The organism is Humidesulfovibrio sp., assembly GCF_030689645.1.
Lineage (GTDB): Bacteria > Desulfobacterota > Desulfovibrionia > Desulfovibrionales > Desulfovibrionaceae > Humidesulfovibrio.
Map to the genome: position 1 here is coordinate 34,478 of NZ_JAUYFU010000063.1, position 21,192 is coordinate 55,669.

Annotated in this window: 21 protein-coding genes; 8 read left to right on the plus strand and 13 right to left on the minus strand. The window is 63.4% G+C overall.

All coding sequences use genetic code 11. The features are described 5' to 3' along the window. Nucleotides 1-18: 18 nt before the first annotated feature. From dsrP to Q8O35_RS09545, 6 genes are all read right to left on the minus strand, one after another. Entirely contained in the window at nucleotides 19-1,203 is a 1,185-nt protein-coding gene (dsrP, locus tag Q8O35_RS09520; RefSeq protein WP_305572622.1) for a sulfate reduction electron transfer complex DsrMKJOP subunit DsrP, read from the minus strand. 9 nt (nucleotides 1,204-1,212) lie between these two features. Further along, complete coding sequence (gene dsrO, locus Q8O35_RS09525; protein WP_305572624.1) at nucleotides 1,213-1,986, minus strand: sulfate reduction electron transfer complex DsrMKJOP subunit DsrO; 774 nt, start codon at nucleotides 1,984-1,986, stop codon at nucleotides 1,213-1,215. Next, a complete protein-coding gene (gene dsrJ, locus Q8O35_RS09530) occupies nucleotides 1,983-2,366 on the minus strand; it encodes a sulfate reduction electron transfer complex DsrMKJOP subunit DsrJ (RefSeq protein WP_305572662.1) in 384 nt (127 codons plus the stop codon). Before dsrJ ends, dsrO begins: the two co-directional genes overlap by 4 nt. A 7-nt stretch (nucleotides 2,367-2,373) precedes the next feature. Continuing rightward, nucleotides 2,374-4,008 carry a sulfate reduction electron transfer complex DsrMKJOP subunit DsrK gene (dsrK, locus tag Q8O35_RS09535; protein ID WP_305572626.1) on the minus strand — a complete coding sequence of 545 codons (1,635 nt, stop codon included), beginning with the start codon at nucleotides 4,006-4,008 and terminating at the stop codon, nucleotides 2,374-2,376. A 60-nt stretch (nucleotides 4,009-4,068) separates the two neighbouring features. Next, on the minus strand, nucleotides 4,069-5,091 hold the full coding sequence (gene dsrM, locus Q8O35_RS09540) for a sulfate reduction electron transfer complex DsrMKJOP subunit DsrM (protein ID WP_305572628.1): 1,023 nt from the start codon (nucleotides 5,089-5,091) through the stop codon (nucleotides 4,069-4,071). A 69-nt stretch (nucleotides 5,092-5,160) separates the two neighbouring features. After that, nucleotides 5,161-5,688: an RsbRD N-terminal domain-containing protein gene (locus tag Q8O35_RS09545; RefSeq protein ID WP_305572630.1), complete on the minus strand. Its 528-nt coding sequence runs from the start codon at nucleotides 5,686-5,688 to the stop codon at nucleotides 5,161-5,163. A gap of 440 nt (nucleotides 5,689-6,128) precedes the next feature. On the opposite strand from Q8O35_RS09545, the gene Q8O35_RS09550 reads away from it, so the two are divergent. The 4 genes from Q8O35_RS09550 to Q8O35_RS09565 all read left to right on the plus strand — a co-directional run bounded on the left by Q8O35_RS09550 (nucleotide 6,129) and on the right by Q8O35_RS09565 (nucleotide 9,539). Then, nucleotides 6,129-6,647 (plus strand): DUF2318 domain-containing protein, encoded by a 519-nt coding sequence (locus Q8O35_RS09550; protein WP_305572632.1) that lies wholly within the window; start codon nucleotides 6,129-6,131, stop codon nucleotides 6,645-6,647. A gap of 239 nt (nucleotides 6,648-6,886) precedes the next feature. Further along, complete coding sequence (locus Q8O35_RS09555) at nucleotides 6,887-8,185, plus strand: ABC transporter permease (protein WP_305572634.1); 1,299 nt, start codon at nucleotides 6,887-6,889, stop codon at nucleotides 8,183-8,185. 9 nt (nucleotides 8,186-8,194) lie between these two features. Beyond that, the gene (locus tag Q8O35_RS09560; protein ID WP_305572636.1) at nucleotides 8,195-8,887 is read left to right on the plus strand and encodes an ABC transporter ATP-binding protein; all 693 of its coding nucleotides are present in this window, start codon (nucleotides 8,195-8,197) and stop codon (nucleotides 8,885-8,887) included. A gap of 79 nt (nucleotides 8,888-8,966) precedes the next feature. After that, the gene (locus Q8O35_RS09565; RefSeq protein WP_305572638.1) at nucleotides 8,967-9,539 is read left to right on the plus strand and encodes a flavin reductase family protein; all 573 of its coding nucleotides are present in this window, start codon (nucleotides 8,967-8,969) and stop codon (nucleotides 9,537-9,539) included. 167 nt (nucleotides 9,540-9,706) lie between these two features. Here the strand turns inward: Q8O35_RS09565 and yedF are convergent, their stop codons facing one another. From yedF to Q8O35_RS09590, 5 genes are all read right to left on the minus strand, one after another. Then, nucleotides 9,707-10,303: a sulfurtransferase-like selenium metabolism protein YedF gene (gene yedF / locus Q8O35_RS09570; protein WP_305572640.1), complete on the minus strand. Its 597-nt coding sequence runs from the start codon at nucleotides 10,301-10,303 to the stop codon at nucleotides 9,707-9,709. A 188-nt stretch (nucleotides 10,304-10,491) separates the two neighbouring features. Further along, nucleotides 10,492-11,487, minus strand: a complete 996-nt coding sequence (locus Q8O35_RS09575; RefSeq protein ID WP_305572642.1) for an electron transfer flavoprotein subunit alpha/FixB family protein — start codon at nucleotides 11,485-11,487, stop codon at nucleotides 10,492-10,494. Between the two features lie 25 nt (nucleotides 11,488-11,512). Beyond that, complete coding sequence (locus Q8O35_RS09580; protein WP_305572644.1) at nucleotides 11,513-12,316, minus strand: electron transfer flavoprotein subunit beta; 804 nt, start codon at nucleotides 12,314-12,316, stop codon at nucleotides 11,513-11,515. A gap of 58 nt (nucleotides 12,317-12,374) precedes the next feature. Further along, complete coding sequence (locus Q8O35_RS09585; protein WP_305572646.1) at nucleotides 12,375-12,695, minus strand: DsrE family protein; 321 nt, start codon at nucleotides 12,693-12,695, stop codon at nucleotides 12,375-12,377. Between the two features lie 4 nt (nucleotides 12,696-12,699). Further along, nucleotides 12,700-14,586, minus strand: a complete 1,887-nt coding sequence (locus Q8O35_RS09590) for a 4Fe-4S ferredoxin (RefSeq protein WP_305572648.1) — start codon at nucleotides 14,584-14,586, stop codon at nucleotides 12,700-12,702. A gap of 505 nt (nucleotides 14,587-15,091) precedes the next feature. Here Q8O35_RS09590 and Q8O35_RS09595 point away from each other — a divergent pair. The 4 genes from Q8O35_RS09595 to Q8O35_RS09610 all read left to right on the plus strand — a co-directional run bounded on the left by Q8O35_RS09595 (nucleotide 15,092) and on the right by Q8O35_RS09610 (nucleotide 19,634). Next, a complete protein-coding gene (locus Q8O35_RS09595) occupies nucleotides 15,092-15,796 on the plus strand; it encodes a hypothetical protein (RefSeq protein ID WP_305572650.1) in 705 nt (234 codons plus the stop codon). Nucleotides 15,797-16,014: 218 nt separating this feature from the next. Then, entirely contained in the window at nucleotides 16,015-17,727 is a 1,713-nt protein-coding gene (locus Q8O35_RS09600) for a hydantoinase/oxoprolinase family protein (RefSeq protein ID WP_305572652.1), read from the plus strand. Between the two features lie 3 nt (nucleotides 17,728-17,730). Next, the gene (locus Q8O35_RS09605) at nucleotides 17,731-19,059 is read left to right on the plus strand and encodes a histone deacetylase (protein ID WP_305572654.1); all 1,329 of its coding nucleotides are present in this window, start codon (nucleotides 17,731-17,733) and stop codon (nucleotides 19,057-19,059) included. 86 nt (nucleotides 19,060-19,145) lie between these two features. Beyond that, a complete protein-coding gene (locus tag Q8O35_RS09610; RefSeq protein ID WP_305572656.1) occupies nucleotides 19,146-19,634 on the plus strand; it encodes a hypothetical protein in 489 nt (162 codons plus the stop codon). Nucleotides 19,635-19,700: 66 nt separating this feature from the next. Here the strand turns inward: Q8O35_RS09610 and Q8O35_RS09615 are convergent, their stop codons facing one another. Both Q8O35_RS09615 and thiE read right to left on the minus strand, forming a co-directional pair. Further along, nucleotides 19,701-20,552, minus strand: coding sequence for a GNAT family N-acetyltransferase (locus Q8O35_RS09615; RefSeq protein ID WP_305572658.1), 852 nt, complete (start codon nucleotides 20,550-20,552; stop codon nucleotides 19,701-19,703). Nucleotides 20,553-20,572: 20 nt separating this feature from the next. Continuing rightward, nucleotides 20,573-21,190: a thiamine phosphate synthase gene (gene thiE / locus Q8O35_RS09620; protein WP_305572660.1), complete on the minus strand. Its 618-nt coding sequence runs from the start codon at nucleotides 21,188-21,190 to the stop codon at nucleotides 20,573-20,575. Between the last annotated feature and the right edge of the window lie 2 nt (nucleotides 21,191-21,192).

Genomic DNA, 21,192 nt, shown 5'->3' on the forward strand with positions numbered 1-21,192 from the left:
ATGCGATGAGGCGGAGGCTTATTCGGCCACAGGAGCGGGCTTCTGGGAAGCGCCGGTCTCCTGCTTCACCTCGGTGGCGATCTTGAACAGGATGGTCACCACCAGGGCGCCGGTTCCGTAGATCATGAGCGAGATGAGCAGTTCCTTGCCGGTGGGCCAGTAAGGAGCGATGGTCTCGAACGGCGTGGGATTGAAGCCTCCGATCAAGAGGCCAAGGCCCTTGTCGATCCAGGTGGCGATGACCAGGATGGCCAGCGACCAAGGCAGCAGCTTCACGTTGTTGCGCAGCTTGGGCGGGATGAGCAGCGCCAAGCTGATGATGGCGAAGGCCGCAGCAGTCCACATGAAGGGCACCAGCTCACTGTGACCGTCGTACCCCGCAAACAGGTAAACGATGGAGTGGGTGTGGCCCGGGATGGAGGAGTAGAAAGCCGTGAACACTTCCAGAAGGAAGAAGAACACGTTGATGCACATGGCGTAAGTGATGATCTTGGCCAGGGTGGCGATGCCCTCGGCTTCGGCCTTGAAGGTGGTCACCTTCTCGGTGAGCATGATCACCAAAAGCAGGATGGCCGGGCCGGAGCAGAACGCGCTCGCCAGGAAGCGGGCGGCCAGGATGGCGGTAAGCCAGTAGTGGCGGCCGGGAAGGCCCTGGTACAGGAACGCCGTGACGGTGTGGATGGAGAAGGCCCAGATGATGGACACATAGGCCAGGATCTTGCTCCACTTGGGGTGGGGCAGGTTCTGGCGGTCGCATTCAAGGCATGTCCAGCCCACCAGCAGGTTCAGCATGAGGTAGCCGTTCAGCACCAGCATGTCCCAGAACAGAATGGAGTTGGGCGTGGGGAACAGCACCACGTTCAGCATGCGCTGGGGCTGGCCGATGTCGACCACGATGAAGCCAAGGCACATGACGACAGCGGCGATGGCCATGAACTCGCCGAAAATGACGAGATCCTTGAATTTTTTATAGTTGTGAAAGTAGTACGGCAACACGATCATGACGCCGGAGGCGGCCAGACCGACCAGGTACGTGAACTGGGCGATGTAGAAGCCCCAGGAGACGTCGCGGCTCATGCCAGTGATGGTCAGACCTTCCATGAGCTGCATTACATAAGCGCCGGAGGTGCCTGCAATGACCAGGAGCAGGAACCCGACCCACAGGTAGTACTTGGGACTTCCTTTAAGTGCTTTTTCGAGCATGACCGCCCCCTAGATGATGTAGTAGACGCCCGGTTCGGTGCCGAGCGCCGGCTTGCGCCGGATGGTGTAGTGCTCGCGCAACAGCTTGCGCACCTCGGAGTTGGCGTCGGTGAGGTCCCCGAAGACCACGGCGCCGTTGGAGGCCTCTGCACAGGCGGGCTGCTTGCCATAAGCCAGCCGCTCCACGCAGAAGTTGCACTTCTCAACCACGCCGCGCATGCGGGTGGGGAATTCCTTGTTCAGCGTGGTCAAATCCAGGTGCTTGCGCGGCTCCATGAAGTTGAAGCTGCGAGCGCCGAAGGGACAGCCGGCCATGCAGTAGCGGCAGCCGATGCAACGGTGATAGTCCATGGCCACAATGCCGTCCGGGCGCTTGTATGTGGCCTGGGTGGGACACACACGCACGCAGGGGGCGTTGGTGCAATGGTTGCACAAAAGCGCGAACTGACGCTTCTCAACGCTCTCGTCCATGTAGTTGTTGGGCTGATCAAAGGCCTGCTCGTAGCCTGCGGCCCAGATCCACATCACGTTCTGATTGCCCGGGATGTTCGGCACGTTGTGCACCGAGTGGCAGGCTTTGGCCAGCACGTCGATGGCTTCCTTGGTGCCGCACTTCTTGGTGTCGATGACCATGCCCCAGCGCTTGGCGTTCACAGCGGTTGCGCTGTCCTTGATGCTGGAGCCAGCGCCGGAAACGGCCAGCGCGCTGCCTGCGGAGGCCGCGCAAAGCCCTGCGGCGGCGACCCCCATAAACTTCAGGAAGTTTCTTCTGGTGTGGTTCATTTCTTCAACCCCTCCGGCTGGATGTGGCAATCCCAACAGTAGGGGGTCACAGCTGCGTCATTGTGGCACTTGTCGCAGAACTCCGCCTTGTTGGTATGGCACTTCATGCAGGTCTTCTGCAGGCTCATCTCGAACTCTTTGCCCTTGCTGTTGACATAGACCCACTTTCCGTCGCGCAGGGACCAGTCGCGCCAGTCGTTCAGGAGCTGCATGTGCTTGGTGCGCATGAACTCCTTGCTCTCGATGCACTCTTTCTCGTTTTCCGGCATCTTGAGCTTGGGCTGCGAGTAAGCCGCCTTGCCCATGTTGTAGGCGAAGGGGGCCAGGAAGACGCCCAGGAAGATCACCAGTCCGGTGATGATTTTGCCGCCATTATACAGTTTCATCTTACTCCTCCTCCATGCCGGGCAGGGGCTCCTGGCGAAGGTTCATGGTGCGCTCTTCCTCACCGTCCAGGATGATGGCGTTGCCCACCAGCTCGTGCAGACCGGTGATTTTGACGCCCGGGGCCCAGTAGTCGGCCAGGGGAATCAAGGTGGCGCGGTCGATGGCGCACACGCAGGCCATGGTGTTCACGCCGTGCTTGTCGACGACGTGCTTCAGGGCGTTGCCGCGTGGCAGGCCGCCGCGCATGCGGATCTCCATGATCTCGTCGGTGTTGAGGCCGGAGCCGCCAGCGCAGCAGAAGGTCTGCTCGCGGATGGTGCTTTCGGGCATTTCATGGAAGTTGTCCACGACGCTGTTCAACACGTAGCGGGGCTCGTCGAACATGCCCATGGCGCGCGCGGTGTTACAGGAGTCGTGCCAGGTGGCGATGATGTCGGAGTTGCGGCTCTTGTCGAGGTTCAGCTTGCCGTGCTTGATGAGGTCGGCGGTGAACTCGGCGATGTGGACCATCTTGGTCTGCGCGGCGTTCTTGAACACCGTGCCGGTGATGGGGTTCACCGGGGTCTGCATCTGCGGTCCCTGAAGGTTGCCGTTCATGGTGTCCATGTACTGGTTCACCACGCGCCACATGTGGCCGCACTCGCCGCCAAGGATCCACTTGGCGCCCAGGCGGTTGGCCTCGGAGTACATTTTGCCGTTGATGGCCTTCATCATGTCCGAGTGGGTGAACAGGCCGAAGTTGCCGCCCTCGGAAGCGTATGTGCTGAGCGTGTAGTCGAGGCCGATGGCGTCGAACATGATCAGGTAGCCCATGAAGGTGTAGATGCCCGGATCGGCGAACACGTCGCCGGACGGGGTGATGAACAGCACTTCGTGGCCCTTCTCGTTCAGGGGAACGTTCAGGCGTTTGCCGGTGATGGTCTCGATGTCGTCGACCATGAACTCGACGATGTCCTTGAAGGCGTGCGGCTGGATGCCCAAGTGGTTGCCGGTGCGGGTGCAGTTGGCCACCGGCTCCAGGATCCAGTTGATGTTGACGCCCACAAGGTGCAGCAGTTCGCGCGCCATCATCGTCACTTCAGCGGTGTCGATGCCGTAGGGGCAGAAGAGCGAGCAGCGGCGGCACTCGGTGCACTGGTAGAAGTAGAGGAACCATTCCTTGAGGACGTCCTCTTCCATGACGCGGGCGCCGGTGAGCTTGCCCAGGATCTTGCCGGCCAGGGTGAACTCGCCGCGGTAGATGGAGCGCATGAGCTCCGCGCGGAGCACCGGCATGTTCTTGGGATCGCCGGAGCCGATGAAGTAGTGACACTTGTCGGCGCAGGCGCCGCAGCGCACGCAGATGTCCATGAACAGCTTGAGCGAACGGTATTTGTCCAGACGTTCGCGGAAGCCGTTGACGACGATTTCCTTCCAGTTGGAAGGCAACTGCCAGTCGGGGTCGGCCGGGTTCCAGGTGCGCGGGTTGCCGAACACGCCGGGAACCTCGTGCATCAGGTACTCGACCTTCTCCAGCTTGGCCGGGTAGGCCCAGCGGCCCGGAGAAAGGTCGTTGGGAAGGTCCATCCAGTCGGTGGCTGGCGGCGCATAGTTGATGCTCTTGAGCATCTCATCTGGTTTGATGATTTTTGCCATGTCTTCTCCTCGCGGAAAAAGTTTAGTGCTCGCAGGTCCGGGGGGCTTTATGAGCCGCGGTTAGGCGGCGTCCTCCGGGCTCTTATCCAGGGGCAGGCCAGCCTCAAACATGGGCTCGCGGAAGTCGTCCTCGTAAGCCTCGTAGCTGTGGGGCTTGATGGCCGGATTGTTCCAGACGTTCTCGTAATGCACCATGCGGGTGTCGTTGGGCATGTTGCGCGTGGGCGAAAGGAACACGCCGCCCATGTGCATGAGCTTGGAGAAGGGGAAATACACCAGAAGCGTGCTTACCAGGAAGATGTGAACAAAGAAGCTCACATCGACGCCGGCGGGAACCTTGAAGTTGAAGGTCGCCAGACCCATGGCCACGTCCTTGATGGACATGACGTCAACCTTGACGATGTAGCGCATGTACACGCCGGAAAGGGCGATGGCGAGAATGAGGAACAGCGGGAAGTAGTCGTTCACCAGGGAGATGTAGCGCACCTTGGCGTCGATGAACCTGCGCGCCAGCAGCATGGTCAGGCCGGTCAGGAGCAGCAGGTCGGAAATATAGATGGCAGGCGTCAGGATCTGCAGGACGCTGTCGCTCCAATCAAGAAAGGCCAAAGGCGCAGGCACCGGCTGCAGGAACAGGCGCAGGTGGCGGACGGCGACGATGAGGAAGCCATAATGGAACAGGATGGCGAAAAGCCACAGCCACTTGGCGGAAACATACGCCACAATCGGATTTTTGCCGTCGTCGTGCTTGAGCACGACCTTGGTGTTGCGGAACAGGGAGCGGAAGGTCAAGACCTCAAGCACCATGCGCATAAAGGTCTGCGGGCCGGTGGAGGGGTTGTCCCACTTGTTCTGGGGGATCCAGTCGAGCGACTGCTGCTGGCCGCCAGTGGTGGGAATGCGGAAGGGCACCGGGCTTTTGGCCCAGGAGATGATCTTGCACACGAACCCGACCAGAAAAATAACAAATGCCGTGCCTGGGATGCAGTACGCGAAGATGGTTTGCATCTTTGCCGCGCCCGCCCCGACTGTGGCGATCACCACCAGGGCCAGGACCATAAGGAGTGAAAAGATCGCTTTCATCTGCCGTCACCTCGCTTGTAGTTTGGCCGCCCCGCCACACGCGCCGGGAACGCCCTGCCGTCAAGAAACTCAATCGGCCTTGTGGGCCGCAACGTCCGCTTTCATGAGGTTGGCCCGGCGCACGATGTTCGTGTGCGCCCGCTTGACCTCTTCCACACGCATCCGCGCAATCTGATCGCGCGAAGCCACGTAGAGGTCAAAAGCGATAACGGCCAGATTGTCCACCCGGGTCTCAAAGCGCATCAACTCCTCCAGCTCGCCTTTGGACGAAAGCTGCGCCACGAATTCCTGGCGCAGCAACTTCTTGAGCACAAAGACGAACGAGAGCGCCTGGCTGGGCGAAAAGTCCTGCACCGCGCGGATTTTCACCAGCTTGTCCAGCGCCTTGGCCACGGCCTCGGCGTCGTTCCAGGACAGAAGAAGGGGGATGAGCTCGGAGGTGGCCGTCAGGATGCTGTGGCCCACGGGGTTGCTGAATTGGTCGCGGTTGTTCCGCCAGACCGCCTGGGTCTCGACAGGATACGTGCCCAGAATGAGGTCAGCCCATTTCTGGGCCAGCTCTTCCGAGCGCGCCGCCATCTCCTCAATCAACCCCATCTACCCCTCCCGAACAAACCGTAACAGAAGACGACCGCCCGGCTCCCCCTACCTGCGGAAAGCTGGCCTGACGCCGAAAAAACCATTGTGAATTAGGGAACAATACCTCCCGCTGTCTATTCCAGACTCCCCCCGAAACGTCAAGCCGTTTTGGCCAGAAAACCAGGGCCTCTTCACAGTTCCCAGACATTCATAAGCGCACGAGGCATGTGCAACAAGCCTTGCGCATATGTGCATACACTTGCGCAAAACAGAAGCAACGCCCAGCCCCGTCACACGTGCAACACACCAAAATTTAACACTTAACAGCTTTGGCACAAAGATTGCCTTTCTTCGGCTCGTGTGCAGAGAGGGTTTGCACAGTCGGGGACGGGGGTTCCGCTCTTCCACCTCCGTCCCCGCTTCATAACCCCCGGCAGCAAGCAAGGAGGCATCAAACCATGGCCCACCGACCAAATCGACAGCGAGCAATCGCCATCGCCGCCCCCGTCCCCTATGCGGGACCCGGACACCTCGTCATCATCGCTGCCCTTGTCGTCCTTGCGCTGCTGATCTTTGGCAACTTCACCATGGCCAACGCGGGTCTCTTCGGCGGCCCCGCCGAGGTCAAGGCCCGGGCCGGAACAGTCAAGATCCCTGTGGCCGACGTCTCTGACGGCAAGGCCCACTTCTATCGCTTCAAAACAGGCGGCAAGGAAGTCAAGTTCTTTGTGCTCAAGAGCAAGGACGGCGTCATCCGCACCGCCCTCGACGCCTGCGACGTGTGCTACCGCGCCAAAAAAGGCTACACTCAGGAGGGCGACGTCATGAACTGCAACAACTGCGGCATGAAGTTCCACTCCGCCCGGATCATGGAGGTCAAGGGCGGCTGCAATCCTTCACCGCTGGCCCGCACCCTCGATGCCAAGACCATCACCATACGCGAGGCAGACCTCGCGGCTGGCGCAAAGTACTTTTAAGAGATAACGCTCCGCAGGCCGGGGGGCTGCCCCCTCCGGCCCACCTCCTTTTCTAGCCAAGGCCCGCGGCGCATGTCGCGGCAGACCCCTTGGCCAAAATGGAGCCGTACGATTCGCCCCCAAGTACGCCCGCCGAGCTTCCCGGAGCATAGGAAGTGCAGAGGGTGAAAGCCCTTTGGCGGGGTGCAGGGGCTGCGCCCCCTAACAGCCTTCTCTTCGCAACAAAAGGATCCCCCCGCATGAACATCCTGACCATCGCCCTGCGCAACGCCCGCAAAAAATGGGTGCGCACGCTTTTGCTGTTGCTCGTGTTCAGCCTGGGCGTGGTCTCCATTGTGGCGCTCAGCTTCGTTTCACGCGTGGTGGGCGATGGGCTTGAGAAGAAACTCGTCAGCTATGGCGCGAACATCCTCGTCTCGCCCAAGAGCGAGAAGCTTACCGTGAGTTACGGCGGCTTCGCCCTGGGCGACATGCTCTTTGACGTGTCCTACCTGGACGAGGCGGACACTGTGAAGCGCATCGAGGGCATCGAGCTGCGCAAGAACGTCAGCGTCATCGCGCCCAAGCTGGTTGTCATGGACCACGTGCAGGGCGCAGCGGTGGCCATCGTGGGAGTGCGCTTCGAACAGGAGAAGCTGCTCAAGGGCTTCTGGATGGTCGAACAAGGCACATTCCCCGGCGAGACGCCGGAACAGGCCGCTGCGCGACAAGCCATGGCCGCACCCATGCACGACGCTCCCGCCCATGCCCCGGCTCCGAAAGACGCCGATCCCAAAGACGCCAAGCCCACTGCGGCAGTGCATGTTCCTGCCGGGGCTGACGCCCTGCTGGCCGGCAGCGCCGCAGCGGAGAAGCTAGGGCTCAAGCTGGGCTCTGTGGTGCCGCTGGACCGCCACAAGTTCGTGGTGACAGGCATCCTGGCCCCCACCGGCAGCGAGGACGACAACGTGCTTCTGGCCGACATGGACGCCTTGCAGCGCGCCTCCGGCCATCCGGGCAAGGTGAATTTCGTGGAGGTTGCGGCCCTGTGCTCCGGCTGCCCCATCGACGACATCGTGAACCAGATTTCAGCAGCGCTTCCGGGCGTAGAAATCAAGACCCTGCGCGGCATCGTGGAACAGCGCATGGTCAGCGTTCATTTCGTGAAAAAGCTCATCCTGTCCGTCAGCCTGGTGATCCTGCTCACAGGCTGCTCCATGGTCGGCATCTCCATGCTCTCCGCCGTGAACGAGCGAAAGAAGGAAATCGGCATCCTGCGGTCCCTCGGCTTCTCGCGCCGGGCCGTGTTCTCCATCTTCTGCGCCGAGGCCGCTGCGGTGGGCCTGCTGGCCGGATTCGTCGGCTATCTGGCCGGTTACTTCGTGAGCTTCCGCATCCTGGCTGTGCTGGAAATCGAAGGTGCGGGCTCCCTGCCCTTCGAGCCTCTGCACCTCGCCGCCACGGCGCTGGTGCTGGCGATTCTAACCTCCCTGGCTTCGCTGTTCCCGGCCTGGAAGGCCGCAGGCATCGAGCCCAGCGAAGCCCTTGTCACCCTGTAGGAGGCCGCCATGCATGAACCCCAGATTATCGACGCCCCCCTGCTTGAGGCCATTGGCATCACCAAGTCCTTCACCCAGGATGGCATGGCCTCGCAAGCCCTGAAGGGCGTCTCCCTGAGCGTGGCCCAGGGCGAATTCGTGTCCATCGTGGGGCGTTCCGGCTCCGGCAAGAGCACCTTTGTCAGCGTGCTGTCCACCTTGCTCATGCCCGATGCGGGCCAAGTGAACTACAACGGCAAGGACCTCGTCCGGGCCACAGAGGCCGAGATCAACGCCATTCGCCACGGCGACTTCGCCGTGATCTTCCAGTTCCACTATCTGCTGCCCTACCTGACAGCGCTGGAAAACACGCTCCTGCCCTTCATGCGGAGCCTCAAGCCCGTCACCCGCGCCCAGAAGACCCGCGCCATGGAGTGCCTGGCCCGCGTGGGTCTGGCGGACAAGGCGCACCGGCTGCCCGGCCAGCTCTCCGGCGGCGAGCAGCAGCGCGTAGCCATCGCCCGCGCCCTGGTGAAGGAGGCGCGCGTGCTCTTTGCCGACGAGCCGACAGGCAGTCTTGATTCCGCCACCGGCGCCACGGTCATGGAGCTGCTAGGGCAGATCAACACCGAGGGCCTGGCCGTTGTCATGGTGACCCACAACGAGGAATACGCCCGCCTGGCCCACCGTCTGGTCAGGATGGAAGACGGACTGGTGGTGTAGGTTGAAACTATTTGCTAGGGTGGACTTCAGGGAAGCCCGCGCCATGGCTTTCTGATCCCCCCAACCCGAAGGAGCAGCCATGAAAAAGTCGCTCGGCCCAAACACGCTGGGCCAGCCCACGCCCGTCTGGGTGGTGGGCAGCTATGACGCCAACGGCAAGGCCAACATGATGACCATAGCCTGGGGCGGCATCTGCTGCTCCCGGCCCCCCTGCGTCACCATCTCCCTGCGCAAAGAGCGCCACACTTACGCTTCCATCATGGAGCGCAAGGCCTTCACTGTGAACATTCCCTCGCAACTGCACGTCCAAGAGGCGGACTACGTGGGCATGGTCTCCGGCGCACAGGCCGACAAGTTCGCAACCACCGGCTTCACGGCCATCAAAAGCGACCTGGTCGACGCGCCCTACGTGCAGGAGTTTCCTGTCGTGCTGGAATGCCGCCTGCTGCAGACAATCGACCTGGGCGCGCACACCCAGTTCATCGGCGAAATTCTGGACGTGAAGGCCGAAGATTCCGTCCTCGGCCCGGACGGGCACATCGACACCGCCAAGCTGAAACCCATGGTCTACGCCCCTGGCTCCGGCCAATACTACGCCGTGGGCGAGCTCCTGGGCAAGGCATACAGCCTGGGCAAAGCCATCACGGGTTAGGCAGCCTGAAGCAGGGAGAGCCCACCTGTTCCCAGCGCGGCCCGGCCAGACTGGCTGATGCCTCAGCTGATCCCAGAAACAACACGACTCGCCTGAATGAAAAACGCCGATGCAGGGAATTCCTTGCACCGGCGTTTTCGTTTCGCTCAGAATAACAGCTTGGCGGGCTAAATTTGGATGACCTTGCCTGCCGCGCTCAGGCTGGTGACCACATCGAGCATATTGGTGGTGTCGCCCACCCTCCTCTTTTCCGTGAGGCCGAAGAATCCCAGACAGGTGCCGCAAACCAGGATGTCCACGCTCGAGGCGGCCAGGGCTTCCAGCTTCTCCAGGCAGGGGTGCCCCTCTGTGGACAGCTTGACCCCGCCGTTGACCAGCACCACGCGCCACAGGCTTTGCCCCAGCTCCGGCAGCGTCGCCAGAAAGTTCAGCATAAGCTTGCCGCCCAGTTCCTCGCTGCCTGCGCCGATGGACTCTGCGGTGATGAACACCACGGTCTTGCCCTGAGGCGCTTGCGTCGGGGTAGGCGCTGCTGCTGGCATGGCCGCATCACGGCTGGCGCAGATGGTCCATTCGCCCATGTTCTGGGTCCTTGAGACCGCAAAACCTTTGCCAGCAAGCAGACGCGCCACGTTCTCCAGCGCGCCAGGGTCATCCACAATGACCTTCACGGCCAGAGGCGCTTCCTTCTCAATGCACTCCAGGCAACGCAGCACTGGGCCAGGGCAGGCCAGCCCGCGACAGTCCAGGGTGGTGGTGCTCATATATTCGACTCCAGCATTTCTGCAATCAGGTTGTTGGATACAATTCCCCTCGCGCTGCGAGGCGTTTCAAGGACTAGCGGGCACAGGCCTGGCTGTCAACGCCGGAGCCCTGCATGGCGCAGGACGCAAAAAAGCCGGGATGGAGCAAACCCCATCCCGGCGGATGAACGGAATCTCTGGCGTCGGCGCTACTTCAAAAGCTCGGCCAGCTTCTTGGCCACGGCAAAGGCGTCGGCCACGTAGAGCACATCGGCCTTGCCCTGGGCCCAGCCGCAGCCCGCGTCCAGGTTGATGGCGCGGCGTTCGCCGATGAAGCGCCAGCCCACAACGTGGGGCTCCTCGCCGTGGCAGCAGGTGGCCAGTCCCTTCTGGTGGCGCGGGGTGGAGCCGGTCTGCCCCACCTGATGCATGTGGGTGAGGAACGGCAGGGCCGCGCCCTCGCCGCTCTGGTCCACCAGGGACTTGGAGCTGCCCAGGGAACACTGGGTGGCGGCAAGCAGGCTCAGGATGAGCGAGCTGGCGTCGTCCAGGTGCTTCTGTCCGTCGGGCTGGGTCTTGCCCCAGCCTGCGCCCGCCACTAGCAGCAGCTTGGCGTCCGGACGGATGGTCTGGGCGTCGGCAGCCGGAGCGATGACGCCAGTGACTGTGGTGCGGGTGGCCGGGGCCACGTTGAGCATCTCCACAGCGGCGGAGCCGGCAGCCTCGCAGGCCGCGAAGCAGCCGGAATCAACAGTCACCAGCCAGGGCCGGGCGTCGCGCTCGATTTTGCCAAGCATGCGCTGGCGGTAGAACCAGCGGGTGGCGACGATCTTACCGTCAGCAGCCTCAAGGCCGGTGAGGCGGGTATCGACCGCCGCGCCCAAGCGCTGGGCCACGCCTGCGGCCACGCGGCTGGCGCGGGAAGTCGAAGGCATGACGATCATATCGGCGCCAGCGGCTTTGGCCATGGCCTCGCAGGCCGAGGCGTCGGAGCCGTAGCGGGCGGTGGCGAACTCGCCCCCGGCCACGCCGTAGAATTTCGCAGCGCCGCAACCGGCGATCTGGTCAGCGGCCTTCTGGACCTCGGCCCCGTAGAGGCCGACCATAAGCTCGCCGCCAAGGCCCTTGGCTGCGGTCAGGGCCTCGCAGGCGGCCTTGCCCAGGCTGCCGTCGGCTTCACTATGCGCAAGGAAAAGCACTTTCATAGCTGTCGCTCCTTCTCGCCCGGGCCTAAGCCCGGATCCAGTCCGCGAGCTCGCGGGCGATGTCGTCCACCGGGGCGTCCTTGACGATGCGCGTGTCGCGGCGCTGGCTGGGCACCTCGACGCTGGCGTACCGCAGGCCCTCGCCCTTGAGCGGCGAAGGCGTGGCCTTGGCCAGGGCGGGCATGATGAGCCGCATGTTCTGCATGCCCACCTGGGGATTGTTCGGCGGCTCGGGCAGGTTGCCAGTGGCCCAGCCCAGCAGCGCCGGTGCGCCCTGGCAGGCGGACTTCTGGTAGCAGCCGCCCTCGATGCGCTCAAGCACGGTAAAGCTGCCGTCCTCGGCCAGGACGAGCTCGTCCACGCCCTGGAACTGGTCGGTGATTCCAAGCATCTCGCCCACCATCTGGAGCACTGCGCCCGTGCCGCGCGAGGCCGACTGCCAGCCGCCGAACACGAGGAGCTTGGACTTGTCCAGACCGGGGATCTTCTCCACCGCGCCCGCAAGGGCCTTGGCCGTCTCGGTCGCGTCGGCGAATCCGCCCGCGGGGCCGTCCAGCACCACTATCTCAAAGGGCACCTTCTGGGCCACGTTCATCATCACCTGCTGCAGCTTGGCCTTGGGCCCAAGGGCCACGAGGTACACCTTGCCCTCGACCTTCTTGGCCAGGCTGGCGGCCTCGTAAAGGGCGTGGCCCGCCCAGGGGTCAAGCACCGCTGGCAGCATAAGCTCGTTCTTGAGCGCCGGACCGGTGGGCCCGGCGATGGGCTCCAGAGTCTGCAACGGGTCGGGCACGATGGACCCGAGCACCACGATCTGCAATCCTTTCATGCGATCTCCTTGCGGAAAGTGTTGGTTCGCGGAAAGAGCCGGGACCCGCCCGGCTCCGTCAGTAGTTCAGGATCCTGTCCGCCGCCTTGACCAGGGCGGAAAGGGTCTTCATGTTCGCGCGGCTGATGTGCTCGTCCGCCTCCACGCCGTGGAGGTCCATGCACTTGCCTCAAGCCGCAAGAACCCCCTCGCTCAGGGCGAACAGCTTGGCCTGCTGGCGAATGGGGAACACTTCGCTGTCCCCGCCATACAGGGCCACTGCCGGTCCGTTCAAAAAAACAGTGACCTCTTCGCCCTCCTCAAGCAGAACATTGCCGAAACGTACAGCGTTCCACTTGATTTCAGGGCTGTCGGTCGAAACGACGAGAAGTATCTGCATGCGGCTAGTTCTCTGCCGAGTGCAGGCCGCCAGCGCCTGCCTGAAAGTCCACGTTGGCGGACTCGCCGCCGTTTGGCGCAGGCTTGCTGCAGTTCCAGATGCAGGCGCCGCAGTGCACGCACTTTTCGCGGTCGAACAGCGGTGCGCCGCCCTCCGGGTTGGTGGCGATGGCCTGGCCGGAGCAGGCCTCGATGCAGACCTTCTCGTCGCAGGTGCGGCACACATTCTGGTTCTTGAAGGTCACGTGGTCGCGGTAGCCCGGAGGGGCCTGCACCTTGCCGCCCATGAGCAGCGCGTCCTGGTGCGACACGAGGAGCTGGCCGTCGAAGTTGATGGCTGGCCAGCCCGCGCGGTCCATGAGCGCCCCGTGCAGAGGCAAGCCCTTGGCCGTGCATTCGCGGCGGATGGCGGCGATTTCGTCCGCAGTGATGCGGCCCTGGAAAAAGGATTCGATGCTGGGGATGCGCTCGTGCGGTTTCTTCGACGCGCCGGGCCAGAACAGCTTGCCTTCGGACAGGCCGGTGAGAGCCATGCCGATGAGGCCCGGCACCACGCCCACCTGGAAGCCGTCGCGGGCTTTCTCAGCGGCCTTGGCCTCGCGCTCCAGCCAGGAGTCGCGGCGGCGGCGAACGTAGCTCTGCTCCAGGTTCTCGCGGGTGAAGGGCTTGTCGGCCTTCATGAGTTCAAGGACGCTAACGCCCAGGAGCACGCCCGAGGTCCAAGCCTCGTCGAAGCCCGATCCGGTGAGCACGTTGGTTGTGCCGGAGCCTTCGCCGATGCGCGCAAAGCCGTCGCCCACCAGGTGCGGCTCGCCCTTGCGGCCAGATTCCTGGAGGCTCTTGGCGCCCCAGGAGCGCATGCGCCCGCCCTTGATGTGCTTCCAGATGGCCGGATGCTGCATCCAGTGCTGCAAATAGCGGTACCCGGTGCGCACGGGGCTGTCGTACCAGCTGGGCACAAAAATACCGAGAGACGCCACATTGCCGGGATAGACGTAGAGAAAGCCGAAAATCTCGGGTTCGGGGAAGCCCAGGGTGTGCAGCACCGTGCCTTCCTTGAGCTGGCAGCCCTCGGGCAGGTCCACCACCATCTTCATGCCCACGGCCCACTCGCGCGCGTGGTTGCCCAGCGGCAGGCCCAGCTTCTCGTCCAGCTTGCGGCCCACGTTGCCCACCGGGCCATCGCCCACCACGGTGAGCTGGCAGCGGATGTCCATGCCGGGCATGAATCCGGCCTCTGGGTTTCCGCGCTTGTCCACGCCCTGGTCCTGCAGGCGCACGCCCGCCACCACCTGGTCGAACATGATGGGCTCGGCAACGGGAGTGCCCGGCCAAATCTGCGCCACTCCCTGCCCCATGATCTGCCCGCCGGCCCACTGGTTGAACTGGCCCATGGAGAGCAGGATGCCGGGCTCTTTACGCAGGAAATTCGGCGTGTAAGGCAGCGCGTACGCGTGGTCCTTGGTCAGCCCCAGGGCCTTGAGGGCTTTGTCGGCCAGGCGCAGGGCAAGGGGCTTGCGGCTCGCGCCGATGGGGTCAAGAAGGTAAAGCACCTCTTCATGGGCCACTTCGGTGGCCAGGGGAATCTGCATGAGGTCCAGGTCCGGAAAGCTGGCGCGGATGCCGCGGCCCTTGGTGACCACGCCGGACACGCCAAAACCTATGTCGTCGGCGCGCTCGTAGCAGATGACCTGGGGCGGCATGCCGGGCATGGCCTTGCTTTCGACGACCGGTGTGCCGTCTTCGTTCATGAGCCCCTTGGACAGGGTGTGCAGAAAGCCGCCCATGGCCGGGCCGAAGCCCACGCAGGCGATATCCACGTCCATGCGCTGGCGTTCGAATCCTTCAGGCAGGGCGCCTTCAGGCTGGGGGCTGGTGTTTTCGTCGGTCATGCTGGTTCCTCGCGCAAGGGCAGATGGGCCGCCGGAACAAAAGAGCAACGCAGCGGGCGCTTGCCCGCGACGCTGGCACGACGGCTTGCACCTCTTTACTCGCGGGGGGGAGGCGCGTCAACCAGGACAGGATTGGTGGGAATTGGCCCTGGCGCACGGCGCAAGAGTCTCTTCTTCCCGAAGCCCTGTTCGCAGCGCAGGAGATGAAGGAGAGCTGCTGACGCGCATGCGCCTGGGGGATCATGTCTTCACCAGGCGAACGAGGCCCAGTGCATGGAGTGGGACCGCCGCCCAGGCAAGCCTCCCGGTGTGGAATCGACCTCCACCGCACTACGCACCAAAGAATACCCGTAGTCTCAAGTCATTGACCCCCTCGGCGGGGGGAGGGATACACCCACCCACGATGTGGTCAACCCTGTAAATTTGCGCAGGCATGAACTCGGCTTTCTCTATATTCTTCAAGCTCTGCCGATAAATACAAGCAACAATAGTCCTCGGAGGAGAGATGAGATTTCGTTCCGCAACGATTGCGCTACTCACTTTTTGTTTTGTCGCCATGCTTGCACCGAGTATTACTTATGCAGAGGAAGGCAAAATTAAGATTGGCGTTTTATATGACTACGAAGACTTCCGGAATAACGATGTTGGTTTATCTTTTTTCAGCAGCTATGGCGGCTTGGTGCTTGGGTATGAAAAAGCACAAGACGATTTCTGGTGGGCGGTAAATGGTAAATATAAATATGGCCGACTTGCCAGTGAAAAGGTCAAGGTTGACATTGCGACCGCAGAAGGCCAAGGCGTTATAGGCAAATCGTTTGACATAAGCGGAGTGCTGGTCAAGCCTTTTGTCGGACTGGGCCTCAGCTGGGAAGCGCAGGACGGGGTCGGATCCAACGACTTTTACGCTACGGAATACCTGCTGCCAGTGGGTGTGCGCGTTGAGCGGAACACGGGCATTGGCCTGCTTGGCTTGGACTTGCAGTTTACCTACGTGCTTGGCCGTGAAATATACGGAACGGACGAGGGCCATTACTGGGGAAGAAGGTTTTTCGATGGCTCGTACAATGTAGAAGCGGGCGTCTATTACGAGGCCCCAGGTGTCCCTGTCGGCTTCAGGCCATACTTCAAATATGAGAAGTGGCAGCCGACGAAGTATTGGTCTCAGGTTGAACGCAAGCACATTGGCTTCGAGGCATATTTAAAATTCTAATGCTTGTTTCATCTTGAAATTGAAACGGGGGGCGGCTGACCGCCTTCCGTTTTTTTTGGCCTCTGGAATTCTTCATGCTGCTCCCAACCCCGCCACCCACCGACCCCAGCCGACCGCCCGCCGATGGCTTTGGGGCGCACCTCTTTACGCTGCCGCGTTTCCGGTGCTATGCGCTGGAAAGAATTGCCGAAGCTTTCAACAGCCAAGGGGGCCTGCCCATGTATCTCGGCATTGACGTAGGCGGCACGCACACGGACGCCGTGGCGCTCGACGAAGCGGGCATCGCCGCCCAGGTGAAGGTCAAGACGAACCACCACGACTTGCTGGCCTCGGTGAACGCCGCGCTTGCGGGCATCCTGGCTACAGTTGATCCCCGTGACGTGCGCCAGCTGAACCTGTCCACCACGCTCTCCACCAACGCCATCGTGCAGGGCACCACCGAGGACGTGGGCATGCTGGTGGTCTCGGGCACGGGCATCCACGCGGGCGACTTCATGCTCTGCCGCGACTATCACGCCCTTTCGGGCTCCATCGACCACCGAGGCAGCGAGATCGAGCGCCTGGACGAGGCCGAGGTCAAGGCGGCCATCGCCTCCTGCCGCAAGGCCGGGGTGCGGGTGTTCGGCTGCGTGGGCAAATTCAGCACGCGCAACCCCCTGCACGAAAACACCATCCGCCAGATGATCGGGCCAGCCGAGGGAGAAGGCGCAGACGCCGTCACCCTGGGCCACGAGCTGGGCGGAAGGCTCAATTTCCCGCGCCGACTGGCCACAGCCTACTTCAACTGCGCCGTGTGGCGCGTGTTCAACACCTTTGCCGACGCGGTGGAGAAAAGCCTGGAGCGCTTGGGCCTTGGCCACGTGCGCGTGAACACCCTCAAGGCCGACGGCGGCACCTTTCCCCTCTCCCAGGCGCGCAAGATGCCGGTGCAGAGCATCTTCTCCGGCCCGGCGGCCAGCGTCATGGGCATCATCGCCCTGTGCGACATCACCCACGACTCGGTGATCCTGGACATTGGCGGCACCACCACGGACATCGCGGTGTTCGTGGATGGCCAGCCCCTGGTGGAGCACGACGGCATCCACATCGGCAGCCACCCGACCCTGGTGCGCGCCCTCAAGGTCCACTCCATCGGCATCGGCGGCGACTCGGCCATCAGCGTGCTGGGCGAGGCCGTGCGCGTGGGGCCCAACCGCCTTGGCCCGTCCCAGGCGGACTGCGTGGCCGAAGGCTGCGCCTGCGCGGAAAACGCCCGACCCACGCTCATCGACGCCCTGAACTGCACCGGAGCCTGCGCTCACGGCAACGTGGCGGCCTCGCGTCAGGCCATGGAGGCCTTTGCCCGCTGCCACTCCATCTCGCCGGACGTTCTGGCCCGGCAAGCAGTGGAGGCAGCTGCCGAAGCCATCTACAAATCCGCGCGCGAGCTCATCGGCGAGATCAACGACAAGCCTGTGTACACCATCCATGAACTGCTGGAGGGCCGCCGCGTGGCGCCCCGGCGCGTGTACATCATGGGAGGCCCGGCGGAGGCCATGAAGGAAGCCGTGCGCCAGCGCTTCGAGCTGTTCACCGTGGTGCCGAAGCACTCCGGGGTGGCCAACGCCATCGGCGCGGCGCTGACGCGCAACACCGCCAGCCTGGAGCTTTTCGCGGACACGGAAAAGGGCGTGATGTTCATCCCGGCCCTGCGCCACAGGGAGAACGTGCCCCGCAGCTACAACCTGCGCGACGCCGAGCGCGACGCCCTCAACCACATGCTTGCGCACCTTTCGGAAATGGGCGTGTTCGCCGACCGGGACAACGCCCAGGTGAACCACGCCACAAGCTTCAACATGGTTTCCGACGGCGCCACAACGGGCCGCAACATCCGCGTGAAATGCCAGATCAAGCCCGGCGTGGCCTTCCCCCTTGCCGGAACCGGGAGGTAGACCATGCACGAGGCCAAGCACAGCCTGGGGGTCATCCTCTTCCCGGCCTTCGACTGGAGCATTTCGCCCACCCACCCGGAGCGCGAGGAGCGCCTGCTGTACACCCAGGACCAGCTGAAGGAGGAGGGGCTCTTCGACATCGAAGGCGTTGACGAATACAAGCCCGGCGTTGCCAGCCGCGAGGACGTGGAGCGCACGCACTTCTGCTTCCCGGAGCTGGAGGCAGTGGCCACCCGCTCGCACATGGTGGCGGCCGGCGGGTGCATCACTGCGGCGGATCTGGTGATGCAGGGCCGCGCCAAAAAAGCTTTCGCCCTTGTGCGGCCGCCGGGGCACCACGCCATGAAGGTGGTGCAGGGCTCGCGCGGGTTCTGCAACATCAACATCGAAGCCGTGATGATCGAGCACCTGCGCGAAAACCACGGCAAGCGCCGCATCGCGGTGGTCGACACCGACTGCCACCACGGCGACGGCACCCAGGACATTTACTGGCACGACCCGGACGTGCTGTTCATATCCCTGCACCAGGATGGCCGGACACTGTACCCTGGCACCGGCTTTCCCACGGACTGCGGCGGGCCGAAGGCCCTGGGCCGCACCATCAACATCCCCCTGCCTCCGGGCACCTCGGACGAGGGCTACATGATGGCCATGGAGCGCGTGGTCATGCCCATTCTCAAGGATTTCCAGCCCGAGGTGGTCATCAACTCCGCGGGCCAAGACAATCACTTCACCGACCCCATCACCAACATGAACCTCACGGCACAGGGCTATGCCAAGCTGACGGAGCTCCTGCAGGCCGACCTGGCCGTGCTTGAGGGCGGCTATTCCATCCAGGGCGCGCTGCCCTACGTGAACCTGGGCATCTGCCTGTCCATGGCGGGCCTCGACTACTCCGGCGTGCGCGAGCCGGGCTTCGACGCCGTGCGCCACAGCCAGCGTCCGCAGATCGCGGAGTATCTGGCCAAAATGTGCGACACCCTGCCCGAATTGTACTTCAACCCGCCAGCCTTGAGCGAGGCCATGCAGGGCGGCGTCATCGAGGACGGCTGGTTCGTGCGCCACAAGGACATCTATTACGACACCGACGGCATTTCCGAGGCCCAGACCGAGTCGCTCCTCATGTGCGATTCCTGCCGGGGACTTCTGAAGGTCGTCAGCCGGTCCACCAAAAACCCGGACTGCCTCGGCGTGGAGATCCCCGTGGACGCCTGCCCGCGCTGCCGCGAAATGGGCCTGGCGCACTACGACGAGGCCCAGGCCAAGGACGGCTACCGTTACACCCAGCTCATCAACCGGGTGGACCGCCAGTATCTGCGACACGGGTTCTGACTGAAGAAGCGGCCCGACCGAGAGCGATCGGGCTAAGGAGTCGCCGGGAACGACCAAACCAAACGGCAAACCGCAGGAGGACTCACATGAATCACATGAAGCGCATGGCCCAGGTCGCAGCCAGCACGGGTCTCTTGCTGCTGCTTGCTGCAGGTGCAGCCCAGGCTGGCAGCCCCCCCAGCATCGACGACCACCTGAGCCGCATCGAACGCATTCTTGATGATGTGGACAGGACCAAGGAAATCCTCACCGGCAAGCCGGGCTCCTCGGACGTGGCGAAAGCTCAGGAGCGCCTGCACGCCCGCGAGAAGGACCTGGAACACGCCCGCGTGGACGCCATGGCCTCGGCTGCGGGCGTCTCCCGCGACAAAGTCATCTCCCTGCGCGCCCAGGGCCAAAGTTGGGGAGCCATCGCCAACAAGCTGGGCGTGAATCCGCGCGTGGTGGGCGTGGACGGCGGACGTCACCACGACGATGACCAGGGCGGCAAGTATTGGGACAACAAGGGGAAGCACAAGGGCTGGAAGAACGGCATGCCGCCGGGCCAGGCCAAGAAGCGGGGCTACGACGACTAGCCGCTGGCAATATTGTCTTGATTTCTGGCCGGAGCTCCACAGGGGGTTCCGGCTTTTTTGCGGCTTCTAGCCCAGCTCAAAGCTGGTGACGCCGAACTCGCGCCCCAAATCATACTCTGGAGCCGACCCGCGGTACATGCGGCCGGTCTCGAACATCACGCGCATCGAGTGCGACTCCGCCAAGCGCACGGCCCCGGGGTTGGTCAAGGGCACATCAAGGAACACCGGCCCCTGTGGGGCAGCCGCGCAAAGGCCATGAAACAGGCTATGGGCCGCAGCGTCGTCATCAGCGAAAAGCGGACCGATTTTTGAGCCCACGCCGCAAGGCCGCACCACGCCAAATCCGGCCAAACTCCCGCCGCGCATGAACCCCAGAGGCACATGACCGGGCGTCGTCAACCAAACGCGCAGAAACGTCTCGCGCCAAGCCGGAAAGCAGCGCCGGTCGTAGGCCAGCACTTCCTCGAAAGGCGCCTCGGAGAGTGGGGTCAAGCCCTGGGGCATCTCGCCCCCGGCCTGACCTTCATAACGGCAGCTGCGCCGGGCCAGCACGAAGCCTTCCTTTTCGTAGGCCGTCACCTGGGCCAACACGGCGTCCAAACCCAGGGCGGGGGCGTCCATACTCGCGAGGGCTTCGCTCCACAGGCGCAAGCCATACCCGCGACCTCGGAACTCCCGCGCCACGATGTACAGGCCGATGAAGCCGAGGTCCGGCCCCTGCTCATCAGCCCGATAGCGCACGGCGGAAATGGAGGCCACAGTCTGCCCTTCCAACTGGCCCAGAAAATGTCCGGCCGGGTCCGCCGCCCAAAAGGCCTCGGCATCGCGCAACCCAGGGTTCCAGCCCTCGGCTGCGGCCTGCTTCAGGGCGAAGTCCAGCTCGGTCCGCTCCATGCGGCGAATGACGTATCCCTCCATGCCTTGCCTCCCATGCTTGGTTAGACGGAGCCGCGCCCTCTCTCGCGCCGCAGCGTCTCCGCCAGCTCGCGGCTGGCGGTTTCCGGGTCCGGGGCGGAGCAGATGGCCGAGACCACAGCCAGGCCCTGGGCTCCGCAACGCAGCACGCTTGCGGCATTGCCCGGCCCGATGCCGCCAATGGCCACCAGCGGGCGTTGCGTGCCCGCGTCCACCTCTGCCCGCGCCTGGGCCAGGCCGACCAAGCCCCAGCCCGGCCCGGCATCGGTCTTGGTGGAGGTCAGGAAGATGGGGGAAAGGCCGTAGTAGTCCACCATTCCCGGCGGCAGGGCTTCTCCCTCACGCAGTTGGTCCAGGGTCTCCACCGAAAGCCCGAGAAGCGCGTCCGGCCCCAGCAGGCGGCGCGCCTCGGCCACGGGCATGTCGCCCTGGCCCAGGTGCGCGCCCTGTGCGCCGATGGCCAGGGCCACATCGATCCGGTCGTTTATGATGAGCGGCACGCCGGACGGGGCCAGCAGAGCAAGAAGCGCCCGGCCCAGTTCGACGAACTCGCGGGTGCCCGCGTGTTTCTCGCGCAGCTGCACCACGCTCACGCCACCGGCAACGGCCCGGGCCACCACTTCGGCCAAGGGTCTGCCCAGAC

Coding starts and splice junctions, on each gene's coding strand:
- dsrM (WP_305572628.1), bottom strand. CDS start 5,091: ATGAAAGCGATCTTTTCACTCCTTATGGTCCTGGCCCTGGTGGTGATC.
- Q8O35_RS09555 (WP_305572634.1), top strand. CDS start 6,887: ATGAACATCCTGACCATCGCCCTGCGCAACGCCCGCAAAAAATGGGTG.
- Q8O35_RS09615 (WP_305572658.1), bottom strand. CDS start 20,552: ATGGAGGGATACGTCATTCGCCGCATGGAGCGGACCGAGCTGGACTTC.
- Q8O35_RS09575 (WP_305572642.1), bottom strand. CDS start 11,487: ATGAAAGTGCTTTTCCTTGCGCATAGTGAAGCCGACGGCAGCCTGGGC.
- Q8O35_RS09560 (WP_305572636.1), top strand. CDS start 8,195: ATGCATGAACCCCAGATTATCGACGCCCCCCTGCTTGAGGCCATTGGC.
- Q8O35_RS09590 (WP_305572648.1), bottom strand. CDS start 14,586: ATGACCGACGAAAACACCAGCCCCCAGCCTGAAGGCGCCCTGCCTGAA.
- Q8O35_RS09595 (WP_305572650.1), top strand. CDS start 15,092: ATGAGATTTCGTTCCGCAACGATTGCGCTACTCACTTTTTGTTTTGTC.
- Q8O35_RS09610 (WP_305572656.1), top strand. CDS start 19,146: ATGAATCACATGAAGCGCATGGCCCAGGTCGCAGCCAGCACGGGTCTC.
- dsrO (WP_305572624.1), bottom strand. CDS start 1,986: ATGAACCACACCAGAAGAAACTTCCTGAAGTTTATGGGGGTCGCCGCC.
- Q8O35_RS09580 (WP_305572644.1), bottom strand. CDS start 12,316: ATGAAAGGATTGCAGATCGTGGTGCTCGGGTCCATCGTGCCCGACCCG.
- yedF (WP_305572640.1), bottom strand. CDS start 10,303: ATGAGCACCACCACCCTGGACTGTCGCGGGCTGGCCTGCCCTGGCCCA.
- Q8O35_RS09605 (WP_305572654.1), top strand. CDS start 17,731: ATGCACGAGGCCAAGCACAGCCTGGGGGTCATCCTCTTCCCGGCCTTC.
- Q8O35_RS09565 (WP_305572638.1), top strand. CDS start 8,967: ATGAAAAAGTCGCTCGGCCCAAACACGCTGGGCCAGCCCACGCCCGTC.
- Q8O35_RS09545 (WP_305572630.1), bottom strand. CDS start 5,688: ATGGGGTTGATTGAGGAGATGGCGGCGCGCTCGGAAGAGCTGGCCCAG.
- Q8O35_RS09600 (WP_305572652.1), top strand. CDS start 16,015: ATGTATCTCGGCATTGACGTAGGCGGCACGCACACGGACGCCGTGGCG.
- Q8O35_RS09550 (WP_305572632.1), top strand. CDS start 6,129: ATGGCCCACCGACCAAATCGACAGCGAGCAATCGCCATCGCCGCCCCC.
- dsrK (WP_305572626.1), bottom strand. CDS start 4,008: ATGGCAAAAATCATCAAACCAGATGAGATGCTCAAGAGCATCAACTAT.
- dsrP (WP_305572622.1), bottom strand. CDS start 1,203: ATGCTCGAAAAAGCACTTAAAGGAAGTCCCAAGTACTACCTGTGGGTC.